The 12,248-nt window shown below is 63.3% G+C and carries 14 protein-coding genes and 1 riboswitch; of the genes, 4 read left to right on the top strand and 10 right to left on the bottom strand.

Going from position 1 to position 12,248, the window contains the following annotated elements; all coding sequences use genetic code 11:
* Nucleotides 1–39 precede the first annotated feature (39 nt).
* From paaG to MK745_RS01075, 4 genes are read left to right on the top strand one after another with little or no spacing between them, the layout of a single operon-like run.
* The gene (gene paaG, locus MK745_RS01090) at nt 40–819 is read left to right on the top strand and encodes a 2-(1,2-epoxy-1,2-dihydrophenyl)acetyl-CoA isomerase PaaG (RefSeq protein WP_243611426.1); all 780 of its coding nucleotides are present in this window, start codon (nt 40–42) and stop codon (nt 817–819) included.
* Nucleotides 820–821: 2 nt separating this feature from the next.
* Entirely contained in the window at nt 822–1,247 is a 426-nt protein-coding gene (gene paaI, locus MK745_RS01085) for a hydroxyphenylacetyl-CoA thioesterase PaaI (RefSeq protein ID WP_243611425.1), read from the top strand.
* Between the two features lie 17 nt (nt 1,248–1,264).
* Entirely contained in the window at nt 1,265–2,575 is a 1,311-nt protein-coding gene (gene paaK / locus MK745_RS01080; protein ID WP_243611424.1) for a phenylacetate--CoA ligase PaaK, read from the top strand.
* Nucleotides 2,576–2,578: 3 nt separating this feature from the next.
* A complete protein-coding gene (locus MK745_RS01075) occupies nt 2,579–3,175 on the top strand; it encodes a TetR/AcrR family transcriptional regulator (RefSeq protein WP_243611423.1) in 597 nt (198 codons plus the stop codon).
* A 115-nt stretch (nt 3,176–3,290) separates the two neighbouring features.
* Here the strand turns inward: MK745_RS01075 and MK745_RS01070 are convergent, their stop codons facing one another.
* The 10 genes from MK745_RS01070 to paaB form a co-directional block, all read right to left on the bottom strand.
* Nucleotides 3,291–3,959, bottom strand: coding sequence for an adenosylcobinamide amidohydrolase (locus MK745_RS01070; protein ID WP_243611422.1), 669 nt, complete (start codon nt 3,957–3,959; stop codon nt 3,291–3,293).
* Nucleotides 3,959–4,717 carry an ABC transporter ATP-binding protein gene (locus MK745_RS01065; RefSeq protein WP_243611421.1) on the bottom strand — a complete coding sequence of 253 codons (759 nt, stop codon included), beginning with the start codon at nt 4,715–4,717 and terminating at the stop codon, nt 3,959–3,961. Before MK745_RS01065 ends, MK745_RS01070 begins: the two co-directional genes overlap by 1 nt.
* Complete coding sequence (locus MK745_RS01060; RefSeq protein ID WP_243611420.1) at nt 4,714–5,694, bottom strand: FecCD family ABC transporter permease; 981 nt, start codon at nt 5,692–5,694, stop codon at nt 4,714–4,716. Before MK745_RS01060 ends, MK745_RS01065 begins: the two co-directional genes overlap by 4 nt.
* A complete protein-coding gene (locus MK745_RS01055; protein WP_243611419.1) occupies nt 5,694–6,533 on the bottom strand; it encodes an ABC transporter substrate-binding protein in 840 nt (279 codons plus the stop codon). Before MK745_RS01055 ends, MK745_RS01060 begins: the two co-directional genes overlap by 1 nt.
* Nucleotides 6,520–8,355 carry a TonB-dependent receptor plug domain-containing protein gene (locus MK745_RS01050; protein WP_243611418.1) on the bottom strand — a complete coding sequence of 612 codons (1,836 nt, stop codon included), beginning with the start codon at nt 8,353–8,355 and terminating at the stop codon, nt 6,520–6,522. Before MK745_RS01050 ends, MK745_RS01055 begins: the two co-directional genes overlap by 14 nt.
* A gap of 128 nt (nt 8,356–8,483) precedes the next feature.
* Nucleotides 8,484–8,694: riboswitch (cobalamin riboswitch) on the bottom strand.
* Between the two features lie 113 nt (nt 8,695–8,807).
* Complete coding sequence (locus MK745_RS01045) at nt 8,808–9,566, bottom strand: Phenylacetic acid catabolic protein (RefSeq protein ID WP_243611417.1); 759 nt, start codon at nt 9,564–9,566, stop codon at nt 8,808–8,810.
* 13 nt (nt 9,567–9,579) lie between these two features.
* The gene (locus MK745_RS01040; RefSeq protein WP_243611416.1) at nt 9,580–10,656 is read right to left on the bottom strand and encodes a 2Fe-2S iron-sulfur cluster-binding protein; all 1,077 of its coding nucleotides are present in this window, start codon (nt 10,654–10,656) and stop codon (nt 9,580–9,582) included.
* A gap of 12 nt (nt 10,657–10,668) precedes the next feature.
* Nucleotides 10,669–11,130 (bottom strand): 1,2-phenylacetyl-CoA epoxidase subunit PaaD, encoded by a 462-nt coding sequence (gene paaD, locus MK745_RS01035; RefSeq protein WP_243611415.1) that lies wholly within the window; start codon nt 11,128–11,130, stop codon nt 10,669–10,671.
* Between the two features lie 33 nt (nt 11,131–11,163).
* On the bottom strand, nt 11,164–11,928 hold the full coding sequence (gene paaC, locus MK745_RS01030) for a 1,2-phenylacetyl-CoA epoxidase subunit PaaC (protein ID WP_243611414.1): 765 nt from the start codon (nt 11,926–11,928) through the stop codon (nt 11,164–11,166).
* Nucleotides 11,928–12,212 carry a 1,2-phenylacetyl-CoA epoxidase subunit PaaB gene (gene paaB, locus MK745_RS01025; protein ID WP_243611413.1) on the bottom strand — a complete coding sequence of 95 codons (285 nt, stop codon included), beginning with the start codon at nt 12,210–12,212 and terminating at the stop codon, nt 11,928–11,930. Before paaB ends, paaC begins: the two co-directional genes overlap by 1 nt.
* Between the last annotated feature and the right edge of the window lie 36 nt (nt 12,213–12,248).

Below are 12,248 nucleotides of genomic sequence, written 5' to 3'. Positions count from 1 at the left end.
TGCAAGATGAGTCTCAGATCATCGTTTTGGGAGGACAGGGTGAGCGAGACGATACGCATCGAGGAGCATGGGGATTGGGTTGAAATTACACTCAACCGTCCGGACCGGCTCAATTCGTTCAATGACGAAATGCATGGCGCGCTGCGCGCTGCCATCGAAGCGGCGCGGGACAATGGCGCGCGGGCGATTCTTCTGACAGGGGCGGGGCGCGGGTTCTGCGCGGGCCAAGATCTTGGGGACCGTGACCCGTCGAAAGGCGCGCCGGACCTCGGGCACACTGTGCGGACCTTCTATGCGCCGCTGGTGCGGCTTATCAGGTCGCTTGAGTTCCCGGTGATCTGTGCCGTGAACGGCGTGGCGGCGGGGGCCGGGGCGAATATCGCGCTGGCGTGTGACATGGTTTTGGCCGCCGAGAGCGCGAAGTTCATTCAGTCCTTCTCTAAGGTCGGCCTGATCCCGGATACGGGCGGAAGTTGGCACCTGCCCCGGCTTCTTGGCGAAGCGCGGGCCAAGGGGCTTGCCTTTACCGCCGAGCCAATCAGCGCGCAGAAAGCCGAGGATTGGGGCCTGATCTGGAAAGCGCTGCCGGATGAGACGCTGATGGAGGAGGCGCGCGCGCTCACGGCGCGGCTTGCCGCCGGGCCGACGCTTGGCCTTGGGCTTAGCAAGGCATGCATTCAGGCCGCAGCGGTCGATACGCTTGAGGATCACCTCGAGATGGAAGCCGACGCGATGAAGACTTGCGGTGAAAGCGCGGATTACGCGGAGGGCGTCGCGGCATTCCTTGAAAAGCGCGCACCAGAGTTCAAGGGGAAATGACGATGACGCCAAAGGAGCGCGCGGAAAATTCCGCTGCCGCCATGTGGGCGGATGACAATGCCTCGCAATGGGCGGGGTTCGAGATCACCTCGGTCGATGAGGGCACCGCGACGCTCGAGATGAGCGTCGAGAAACACCATTGCAACGGGCATGGGATTTGCCACGGGGGGGTGACCTTCATGCTTGCCGATAGTGCCTTTGCCTTTGCCTGCAACAGCCGCAATCAGGCGACTGTCGCGCAGCACAATATCGTCAGCTACCTCGCGCCGGGCCGGTTGGGAGACCGTCTTCGGGCAGAGGCAACCGAGCTGAGCCTTACCGGGCGCAGCGGAATTTACGATGTGAAAGTGACCAATCAGAGCGGCACAGTGATCGCGGAGTTTCGGGGTATGTCCCGCGCGATCAAAGGCCAGCTTTTCGAAGAATAGTTGTCGAGGAGGACGACATGAAAGACCTGAGCCCGAAACCGGGAGACCTTGATCCGATCGAAACCGCGTCGATCGACGAAATCCGCAAGCTTCAGCTCGACCGGCTCAAGTGGTCGCTGCGCCATGCCTATGAGAACGTGCCGATGTATCGGCAGCGGTTCGACGAGGCCGGGGTGCATCCGGATGACTTCAAGGAGTTGAAAGACCTCGCGAAATTCCCGTTCACCTATAAGAACGACCTGCGCGACAACTACCCGTTTGGCCTTTTCGCGGTGCCGAAAGAGAAGATCGTGCGGGTGCATGCCTCGTCGGGGACGACGGGCAAGCCGACGGTTGTCGGCTATACGGCGAACGATATTTCGATGTGGGCAGATGTTCTTGCGCGGAGCCTGCGGGCCTCGGGGCTTCGGGCGGGCGATACCGTGCATAACGCCTATGGCTATGGTCTCTTCACCGGCGGCCTTGGCGCGCATTACGGGATCGAGCGGCTTGGCGCGATGGTCGTGCCGATGGGCGGCGGGCAGACCGAGAAACAGGTCAACCTTATTCAGGATTTTCAGCCGGACGGGATCATGGTGACGCCCTCCTACATGCTCAACATCCTTGAGCAGTTCCACAAGGCGGGCCTTGATCCGCGGGCCTCGTCGCTTTCGGTTGGGGTCTTTGGGGCAGAGCCGTGGACCAACGCGATGCGCAAGGAGGTCGAAGACGCCTTTGACATGCACGCCGTTGATATCTATGGCCTTTCCGAGATCATCGGGCCGGGTGTCGCGAATGAATGCGTCGAGACCAAAGACGGGCTTCATATCTGGGAAGACCATTTCTACCCGGAGATCATCAACCCGGCGACCGGCGAGGTCGTGGAAGAAGGCGAAGAGGGCGAATTGGTGTTCACCACGCTGACCAAGGAAGGGATGCCGATGATCCGCTATCGCACGCGCGATCTGACGCGGCTATTGCCCGGGTCGGCGCGGTCGATGCGGCGGATGGAAAAGATCACCGGGCGCAGCGACGACATGATCATCCTGCGTGGCGTCAACGTCTTTCCGACCCAGATCGAAGAACAGGTCATGGCCACGGGTGGCCTCGCGCCGCATTTCCAGATCGAGCTCTACAAGTCCGGTCGGATGGATGCGATGCGGGTCTATGTGGAGGCCAATGCGGATGCGGCGGACAACCTGTCGAAGACGGCGGCGGCGCGGATGTTGACCAAGCATATCAAGGACATGGTCGGGGTTTCGACCGAGGTTATCGTCGGTGATCCCGGCGATGTGGCGCGCTCGCAAGGCAAGGCGGTGCGCGTCGTCGACAACCGCGACAAGGAGTAGGATTTGGCCCGCACGATAGCAAAAGACCACGATCAGAAGCGTGATCAAATCCTCAAGAGCGCGGCAAAAGTCTTTGCCACGCAGGGGTTTGATCGCGCGTCCATGGCCCTGCTGGCGCGGGAGTGCGGCATCTCCAAGGCCAATATCTACCACTACTATGACAGCAAGGATGCGCTTCTGTTCGACCTGCTCGAGACCTACCTTCGGGAGCTTCGGGACCGGATTTGTCACATTGAGATCAGTGACTTGTCCGAAGAGGCGCAGCTGCGGGCGGTGGTCGCGGAAATCCTCATGGCCTATCAAGGCGCGGACTATGAACATCAAGTTCAGATCGGCGCCATGTCGGCCCTGCCGGAGGATCAACAGCAGCTCTTGCGGGGCTATCAGCGCGACCTTGTCAAATTCGTCGAAGCCATCATTTGCGCGGCTGCGCCAGAGGTTTTTGACGGGAAGCGAGAGACCCTTCGGGCGACGACCATGTCGGTCTTTGGGATGCTCAACTGGTACTACATGTGGAACAGCGGCGCGGGCAGCGAAGCGCGGGAATCCTATGCGACGCTGGTTGTGAACCTGACGCTTGGGGGGCTGAAAGCGCTCTGAAAACCAACGTCGGTATCACGTCGGTATTGCGTCTGTATCGCGGTGGTGCGGAAATCGGGAGCGGGTCGAAATCTGAAACAGATTTCGGCCCGTTCTCTTTTGCAAGAAACCGGCTTCAGCTTGCGCGGCTGCGGCGTTCTGTGTCGTCGATGAGCCATTGGCGCGCACCTTCGAGCACCGCGTCGTAGGTCGCCTTGCCGATGGCTTCTCCGAGGGCGGTGTGTTTGCCAGCATAGGGCATGTGACCCGGCGGAGCGGCAACGGCGATGCAGTCGGTGCCTGTCCCGGTCGCGATGCCGGTGGCGACACGGTGGCCAAGATCGTGCACGGCGGCGGTGCGGGCTTCGGTGGCGACGCTCATTGCTTCGAGGAGACCGATGTCGGAAAGGGGCTGATCGACGCGCAGGGCGATGTTGATGGTGCCCCAATCCTTGCCCCAATCGCGGCCGGTATAGTCCTCACGACTACCGACTCGTTCGGCGTTGGAGAGGCCGATGGTGATGATGGCGTCGGCGGTCACATCCTCGACACGGGCGGTCTTACAGTGATGCCGGGCGAGGTCGCGGGAGGTCAGGAAGGCAACCGCGTCCGAGGCACCGCGCGCGGCGAGTTCGGAGGCGAGCCATGTTTCGGCATCGAGATCCCTTGGCAGGTCGTCCTCGTGCACTTCGCGCCAGAGGATGCGCGAGGCGGTCACGAAGCCGGGGCGATGCACGGCCCAACTCAGAACACGCATCTCTTCGCCAAGGTCGAAGGCCAACCAGGGGCGCGACAGGGTGGGCATCAAATCACCTCGAGCGGCTGAAAGACCGGGCCGGAGGACGTCTGTTGGTGCCATGCCGTGACGCCGAAGGCGCGGGCGAGAAGGGCGTCTGTCAGAACGTCCTCGGGCGCACCGTCGGCGAGGATTCCGCCCTCAGCAAGAAGGACAAGGCGGGTACAGTGGCGCGCGGCGAGGCCGAGGTCATGCAGCGACACGAGGGTCGAGCGGCCATGGCGTGCTAGGTCGGCAAAGACCTGCATCGTGGCGATCTGGTGCGCGGGGTCGAGGCCTGCGATGGGTTCGTCGGTCATCAGGAGCGGTGTGTCCTGCGCAATGGCGCGGGCGATCAGGGCGCGGGCCTGTTCCCCTCCCGAGAGGCGCGAGGCGGCGCGGGCGCGGAACTCTTCAAGGCCGAGATAGGCAATGGCGGCGTCGATCTTTTCCTGATCCGCCGGGGGGATCTTGCCGGAGATTGGCAGGTAGGGCAGGCGGCCAAGCGCGACGAGACGTTCCACCGGCACGGGCCAGGCGATCTCGCGCGCTTGCGGCATCCAAGCGACGGCGCGGGCGCGGTCGGCTGTGGACATCGCGGCGAGGGAGCTTTGGCCCGATTGGATCGGCAGGAGGCCGAGGGCGGAGCGCATCAGGGTTGTTTTCCCGGCACCGTTGGGACCGATGAGGCCAACCAGTTCGCCTTCGCCAATCGTCAGCGAAACGCCGGAAAAGACCGGACGGTTGCGCAGGGTCACGGCGAGATCGGTCAGGGAGAGGAGGGTCATGGCAGTTCCCTCCGGGTCTTGAAGATCAGGTGCAGGAAGAGCGGGGCCCCGATCAGGGCGGTGACGACACCGAGCTTGAGGTCGCGGTCAGGTAGGATCACGCGCACGGAAATATCGGCCATAAGCAGGAGCGCTGCGCCGCCGAGCGCCGAAGCCCAGAGCAGGCGCGAGGGCTGTGCGCCGACAAAGGGGCGCAGGATATGGGGCACGACGAGGCCGACGAAGCCGATGGAACCCGCGACAGCCGTTGCGCCACCGACGATGGCGGCGGTGCCGAGCACCACGAGAAGGCGTAGGCGCGAGAGGCTCAGGCCGAGGGTTTCGGCGGCGTCTTCACCAAGGGTCAGGGCATCGAGGCCGCGCGCCGTGCTTGCAAGGAGGCCTGCACCGATCACGATAAAGGGCAGGGCGAGCCAGAGGTGGGTCATGGAGCGGTCGGCGAGCGAGCCCATCATCCAGAACACGATGTCATTGGCGGCGAAGGGGTTGGGCGAGAGGTTCAGCACCAGCGAGGTCAGTGCGCCTGCCAGCGCCGAGATGGCAATGCCCGCGAGGATCAGGGTCAGAGAGCCGCCGCGCGCCCCGGCGAGGCCCATGACGAGGAACACGCCCACGACTGCGCCAAGAAGCGCGGCCAGCGGCAGGCCAAGCGTGGCGGTCGCCGTGAGCCCGGCCTGAAGCGCGAGCACTGCGCCGAAAGCGGCAGAGCCAGAGACGCCGATCAGCCCCGGTTCCGCAAGGGGGTTGCGCAGATAGCCCTGAAGCGCGGCACCGGCCATGCCGAGGCCGCCGCCGATCAACGCTGCAAGCAGGGCACGGGGCAGGCGGATTTCGCGCATGACCATCGGCAGCGGGCCGTCCGAGCCGGTCAGGAGCGCGGCGAGGCTCTGGAGGCCGCCGGTTTCGGCGGGGCCGATGGTCAGGGAAACGGCGAAGAGGACGGTGACGAGCGTGGCGAGGATCAGGAACAGGCGCATCAGTTGGCCTCTTCCAGAAGGGCGCGGCGCGCGGCAGAAAGATTGCGCACGGCGTCGAGCACATGGGGTGTGCCGCAGATCCAGTGGTTGTCGCCGACCTGTTCCCCGGCGACGGCCCCTTTGAGGGCGCGCAAGGCGGGGTGCGTGAGGATGTCCTCGGCGCGGGAATGGCCGTCATAGGCGGCGGCGGAGATGATGATATCGGGTTCGGCCATGACCAAGAGTTCTAACGGCATTGACCCGCCATAGGCAAAGCCTGCTTCGGTGGCGACATTAGTGAACCCTGCGGCCTTGAGCACTTGGCTTGGCAGCGAGTTCTCACCCGGTGTCCAGCCATTGGCGTTGTAGATTGCGGCGCGGGGGCGGGGGCCGTCGGTTATGCGCAGGGCGGCAAGCTCGGTTTCGAAAGACGAGCGCAGCGCGGCGGCGGCCTCTTCACGACCCAAGGCTGCGCCCATTTCCGTGATGCGGATCGACACCTCATCGAGGGTCAGGGCGGGGCGCATGATGTAGACGGGAATGCCAAGGCGGCGCAGCATGTTGACGGTCGCACGCGCGGTATAAGCGCCGGCGAGCACGAGGTCGGGATTGAGGAGATAGACCTCTTCCGCACCGCCATAGTTGATCGGGTAGTGCGCAGCCTCTTCGGGCATGGCGGAGGCGCGTGGATCACGGGCAATGTAGGAAACGGATTTGAGCTGATCCGGAGCGGCGAGCAGCATGGCGAGCTGATCTGTGCACAGGTTCAGGGAGACGACGCGCCGGGGCGCATCGGCAAGCGCCGCCGCGCTGGAAAGCACCAGCGCGGCGAGCAGGGATATGACCTTAGAAAGACGCACGGATACCGAAGTAAGCTGCGCGGCCTGGCGTATTGAAGCCGCCTGCGGTCTCGTAGTCTTCGTCGAGCACGTTCTCGAGGCGCAGATATGCCTTGACCGTCTCGTTGATGTCATAGCCGACACCAAGGTTTACGAGCGTGTAGTCGCCGACCTTGTGGCCCGCGGGGGCGTAGATGCTTGGCGTGATGTCCGCGACGTGCTGCACCTCGGCATTGCCGGTGAAGCCGTTGCCGAAGGTGGCGTCAAGGCCGAGGATCAGGTCATGCTTGGGCACGCGCGCGAGGGTCACGCCGGAGTTGTCGGCATCGGTAAAGGTATAGTTGCCGTAGAAGGACAGCATGTCGGAGATCACATAGGTGCCCGAAAGCTCGATCCCTTTGGAGGAGGTGGTGCCGGGCACCTGAGCATAGGCGCCGGGGATCGGGCCGAGCCAGCCATCGGGGTCGAAATACTCGATCAGGTCGTCGACATCGGTGCGGAAAGCGGTGACGCGGACCGTGTTGCCCGGGCCAAAGTCTTTCTCAAGACCAAGCTCGAAGGAGCGGCTTTCTTCCGGTTTCAGGGCCGGGTTGCCCGATGCGCTATAGAGTTCATAGAGCGACGGCGCGCGGAAGCCGGTGCCATAGACCGCGCGCAGGCGCAGGTCGTCAGAGACGTGCCAGACAGCTGCAACGCGGCCCGTCGTGGCGCCGCCAAAGAGCGAGTGATCGTCTCGGCGCAGGGCGAGCGAAAGGTCGAGGTTCGCCATCGGCTGCACCATGAGTTCGGCAAAGGCCGAGTTGGTGTCGATGGTATTGACGGTGGTGGCCGGAACGGCGGTTGTCAGGCTCGCGGTTTCTTCGGTGTGATCGAGACCGAAGGTCAGGCCTGCATTGGCACCGAGGTCAACCGAACCGAGATAGGCGATCTGTTCACGGTCCCCGAGGAAGCGGGTGGTGAAGGCGCTGGCCGGATCGCGGCGGTCGGTCTTGTAGTAAGAATAGCTCAGTTCGTGGGTCACGGCGCCGGTCACGAACTCGGCAAAGACGCGCGCGCCTTTCTGGGTGCCGAGGTTGTTCGGGGTGCTGCCGTCGATTTCGACTTCGTAGTCGCGCCACAGCGCCGAGGCCCCGATGGTCAGGGTGTCGGTCAGGTCGAAGCGCGAATTGAAGTTCGCCATGGTCTGATCGAAGCCGTCCTTCTCGGGGTCGCCCGCGGTTGCGGAGATACCTTCGGTATGGAAACGCGACAGGGTGAAGGAGATTTCGGCGCGATCGTTCATGTAGGCGGTGGTGAAATCGCTCGACACGGTGCCGAAGCTGCCGACCTCACCGCCGACAGAGCCGGAGAAGCCAAGCTTGGTCGGGCGTTTGGAGGTGATGTTGATCACACCAGCGATGGCTTCGGAGCCGTGGATCGCCGATTGCGAGCCTTTGAGAACCTCGATGCGGCCGATGCCTGCGCTTGTCAGGCCACCGAAGTTGAAGGCGTTCTGGGTTGAGGTCGGATCGCTCACGTCGATGCCGTCGATGCGCACGCCGATATATTTGCTATCGAGGCCGCGCAGGCGGATCGTGGTGTTGGTGCCGACGCCACCGTTTGCCGAGAAGGACACGCCCGGTTCACGAGACAGGGTCTGGATCAGGGTTGTATCGGCATCTTCGAGGTCTTCCTCGTCGATGATTTCGACCGTCGCGCCGGTGCGGGCAGCCTCGACAGGGGCGAGGCTTGGGGAGAGGAGGATCTCGTCGAGGTCATAGACCTCTTCGGCCCATGCGGTTTGGGTTGTAAGGCCTGTGGCGAGGGCCGCGAGGGCGGCGGAGGCCAGGAGCGTCCGTTTCATGTGTCTGTCCTTCATTCGGGTGATGCCCGTTTGATGCAAGATGTCTTGAGGAAGGACGTGGCCCTCCCGCGACGGTGAGAAGTGCCACCACGACGGAAGGTCCGTTGTCTGAACGCGCCCCGCGTCCGGACAGGGTGAACATTCTGGCAGGTCTCCTGACTTGCGGGTCAAAGCTGGCTCGGGCCTTCCCATCCTCTCCTAAGGAGAACAGTGGCATTGTCCGAGGTCGCTCGCCGCTTACAGTTGCGGGGGCAGTCGAGGGTTTGCCGCGGGTCGCGGCGCACCTCGTTCCCTTTTCACGGGCTGCTGAACAGCCCGACCAGAACGAGAGGTGAATGGCCCGAGACGGGCTGCAAAGTCAATGCGGAATCGCGTTTCGCCAGACCTTTGCGGACAGGGCGCGTTGCAAAAAAGCAAGGGATGGGGCCTTTGACCCGCATCCCATCGCGATTTCAGGCGGCGCTCAGGCCCAGCTTTTCGAGGCAGGCGCCGGTTTCCGCGCTCCAGCGTGCTTTCAGCGTGGCGTTGCTTTCGTGGCGCAGCCCCATCGCGGCGAGCATCTCTGCCTTTGTCGATTCCGCGGCGCCGAAAGAGGCGGCCACGCGCGGCATCCAATAGTTGACCGAGGCTTGCAGCGTGGTGCTCTCTTCGGTTTCAAGAAGTTTGGCGACGCCTTCTTCGGCGAGTTCCGCATGATGGCGTTCCACCGGTTGGATCGCGCGGAAGGCTTCGGCGAGCGGCTGATAGGAGACGCGGCACAGCTCGGTCAGTTGCACGGTGACGGCGCGGCCCATCAGTAGGTTCATCACCACCGCATCCGACCAGCCCGCGAGCGGGTAGTTGAACACCGCGAGGCGCATGTCTTGTTCGGTCCGCGTTGTGCCGATGTCGGCGTCGCGTGCGAGGCGCGCGGTCCACGGGTGATGCGTTGCGTAGCGGGCGGTATCGGCGCCGAACTCCCCCATGATCGAGAGCACCTTGTCGGCATTGTCGGTCTTTTCAAGCACGATGCGCGCGGCGGCGATGCGTTCTTTGATGCCCGGACCCTCATTGATGATATCGGCAAAGCCAGCGGCCCCTGCGAGAGAGGAATCCACGAAGCTCGCCATCAGTTTCATCAACTCGCCCCGGTAGCGCGGCGGCACGTTAGAGGGGTTGGTGAGAACCCCGCCTTGGGCGAGGTAGTTTTCGATCGACATGTCGTCAGCCATGGCTCTGTCCTCCTTACTGGTCGTAGTCGATGACGAGCTTGTCCGTCACCGGGTAGGATTGGCAGGAGAGCACGTAGCCCTTTTCAACCTCGTAGTCCTCGAGGGCGTGGTTGGTCATCATCTCGACCTCGCCCTCGATCACGCGGCAGCGACAGGTGGAACAGACCCCGGCCTTACAGGCGTAGGGCGCGTCCATGTTGTTCGAGAGCGCGGCATCGAGAATGGACATATCCTTGGGCATCTCGATGGTCTGGGTCGAGCCATCAAGGGTAATCGCGGCGCTGGCCTGATTGGCCCCGGCGGCGGCGTCCTTGGAGACGGCCTTGCGCTTGGCCCGGCCCGGTTGCGACGAGGCGAAAAGCTCGAACTTGATCCGGGAGTCGTCGAGGCCCGCATTGCGCAGGGCGGAGGCGATTCCGAGCATCATCGGCTCGGGGCCACAGATGAAGGCAGTGTCAACGTGGTCGATGTCGATCCAGCCGGTCTTGAATAGGTCGGCGCATTTCTCTTCGGTCACGAGACCGGTGAAGAGGTCGATTTCCTGGGCGTCGGACTCGAGGACGTGGATGACGTTGAACCGGCCCATATGGGTGTTCTTGAGGTCTTCGATTTCTTCGCGGAACATGATCGTGTTCACCGCCTTGTTGGCGTAGACGAGGGTGAAGGTCGATCTCGGCTCGAGCGTGAGGGTGGTCTTGATGAGCGAGAGCACCGGGGTGATGCCGGACCCACCGGCAAAGCCGAGATATTGTTTCTCCTGCGCGGCGTCGAGCGGGGTAAAGAAGCCACCCATCGGGGGCATGGCCTCGATCCGGTCGCCGATCTTGAGGTCTTCATTGGCCCAAGTCGAGAAGGCGCCGCCATCGACGCGCTTGATGCCGACCTGAAGGATGCCTTCGCCTTTGCCGGCGCAAATCGAATAGGAGCGGCGCAGTTCTTCGCCGTCGAAATCGCGGCGGAAGGTCAGGTATTGGCCTTGGGTGAAGTCGAATTCGGTCGCCGCGCCATTGGTCGGCTTGAGGGTCACGACAACGGCGTCGCGGATCGTCTTGTGGATGTCGGTGACTTCCAGTTCATGGAAACGTGCCATCGGGTCTCCTCCCTATATGCACTTGAAATATTCAAACGGCTCGAGACAGTCCTTGCAGCGCCATTGCGCCTTGCAGGGGGTCGATCCGAATTGGCTCAGCTTCTCGATATGATCACCGCCGCAGCGCGGGCAGCGGGCGGGCGTGCCTTTGGCCTGGGGCGGGGCAATGCCGTATTCCTCGAGCGCGGCGCGGGCCTTGTCGGACATCCAGTCCGTGGTCCAGGCGGGGCTCAGCTGTTGTTTGAGCTCGATCTTGTTCAGCCCGTGATCGCGCAGGCAGGTCTCGATATCGACATTGATCATCGAGGTCGCGGGGCAGCCGGAATAGGTCGGCGTGACCGAGACGACGCAGGTTTCGCCATGAAAGGCGACATCGCGGATGATGCCGAGATCGACCAATGTGATGACCGGGATCTCGGGGTCGGGAATGGCTCCGAGCCACTCCCAGACCTGTTCGATGCTTGGCTGGGTCATGTCCTTGCTCCTTGGGCGGCGGGGGCGCGGTGCCTACCAGGTGTTGCCCGGATAGGCGCGCTGCAGCCATTGCATCGTCGTCAGAAGATGCCCGAGATGTTCGGTATGGCTCTGGCCCGTGCGTCCGCCTTTGTGGGCGAAACGGCTTTCGGGAATGGTCAGCGTGGCGTCGGTCAGCACACGAGTGACCAGCGCGTCATACTCTTCGCGCAGGGTCGCGGGGTCGGGGGCGACACCGGACTCGGCCATGGCGGTATCGACCGCATCGCTTTCGAACATCTCGCCGACATAGGGCCAGAGGTAGTCGAGCGCGGCCTGCATGCGGGCATGGCTTTCCTCGGTGCCGTCGCCAAGGCCGACGACGGTATCGGCGGAGCGTTCCACGTGATAGGCGACCTCTTTCGACGCCTTGGCGGCGATGGCGGCAACGGTCTCGTCCGACGAGCCGAGCAGGCGGGCGAGGTAGACCGACTGGAACGCATCAAAGAGGAACTGGCGCATCAGGGTCTGGCCGAAGTCGCCATTGGGCAGTTCGGTCAAGAGCACGTTGCGGAAATCCCAAGCGTCGCGCAGGAAGGCGAGATCGTCCGCCGTCTTGCCTTCGCCCTGCACCTCGGCGGCATAGCCGAGCCACATCTGGGTCTGGCCGATGAGGTCCAGCGCGGTATTGGCGAGCGCGATGTCTTCTTCGAGCACCGGCGCATGGCCACACCATTCGGACACACGATGCCCGAGGATCAGCGCGTTGTCGCCCTGCCGCAGCAGGAATTCCAGAAGGAGGTTCTTTTCGGCAGCCATCACATGTGCCCCACTTCATCGGGAATGTCGAAGAAGGTCGGGTGGCGATAGACCTTGCTCTCGGAGGGCTCAAAGAGCGGGCCCTTTTCGCCCGGCACGGTGGCCGCGATATGGCGGGCCTCGACGACCCAAATCGAGACGCCTTCGTTGCGACGGGTATAGACGTCGCGGGCGTTCTTGATCGCCATCTCGGCGTCGGGTGCGTGCAGCGAGCCGACGTGGCGGTGGCTCATGCCGTGTTGGCCACGGATGAAGATTTCCCAAAGGGGCCATTCGTTTTTCATGTCTCTTCCCTTTTCCTTGCGGTGCTCGTCATGCCT

The organism is Shimia aestuarii (assembly GCF_022814865.1).
GTDB classification, from domain to species: Bacteria; Pseudomonadota; Alphaproteobacteria; order Rhodobacterales; family Rhodobacteraceae; genus Shimia; species Shimia aestuarii_A.
Note: the sequence above shows the minus strand (reverse complement) of the source record. Positions and strands in the feature narration are given on the sequence as shown.

Coding starts and splice junctions, on each gene's coding strand:
- MK745_RS01050 (WP_243611418.1), bottom strand. CDS start 8,355: ATGAAACGGACGCTCCTGGCCTCCGCCGCCCTCGCGGCCCTCGCCACA.
- paaI (WP_243611425.1), top strand. CDS start 822: ATGACGCCAAAGGAGCGCGCGGAAAATTCCGCTGCCGCCATGTGGGCG.
- paaD (WP_243611415.1), bottom strand. CDS start 11,130: ATGACCCAGCCAAGCATCGAACAGGTCTGGGAGTGGCTCGGAGCCATT.
- paaK (WP_243611424.1), top strand. CDS start 1,265: ATGAAAGACCTGAGCCCGAAACCGGGAGACCTTGATCCGATCGAAACC.
- MK745_RS01060 (WP_243611420.1), bottom strand. CDS start 5,694: ATGCGCCTGTTCCTGATCCTCGCCACGCTCGTCACCGTCCTCTTCGCC.
- MK745_RS01040 (WP_243611416.1), bottom strand. CDS start 10,656: ATGGCACGTTTCCATGAACTGGAAGTCACCGACATCCACAAGACGATC.
- MK745_RS01070 (WP_243611422.1), bottom strand. CDS start 3,959: ATGCCCACCCTGTCGCGCCCCTGGTTGGCCTTCGACCTTGGCGAAGAG.
- MK745_RS01065 (WP_243611421.1), bottom strand. CDS start 4,717: ATGACCCTCCTCTCCCTGACCGATCTCGCCGTGACCCTGCGCAACCGT.
- paaC (WP_243611414.1), bottom strand. CDS start 11,928: ATGGCTGCCGAAAAGAACCTCCTTCTGGAATTCCTGCTGCGGCAGGGC.
- paaB (WP_243611413.1), bottom strand. CDS start 12,212: ATGAAAAACGAATGGCCCCTTTGGGAAATCTTCATCCGTGGCCAACAC.
- MK745_RS01045 (WP_243611417.1), bottom strand. CDS start 9,566: ATGGCTGACGACATGTCGATCGAAAACTACCTCGCCCAAGGCGGGGTT.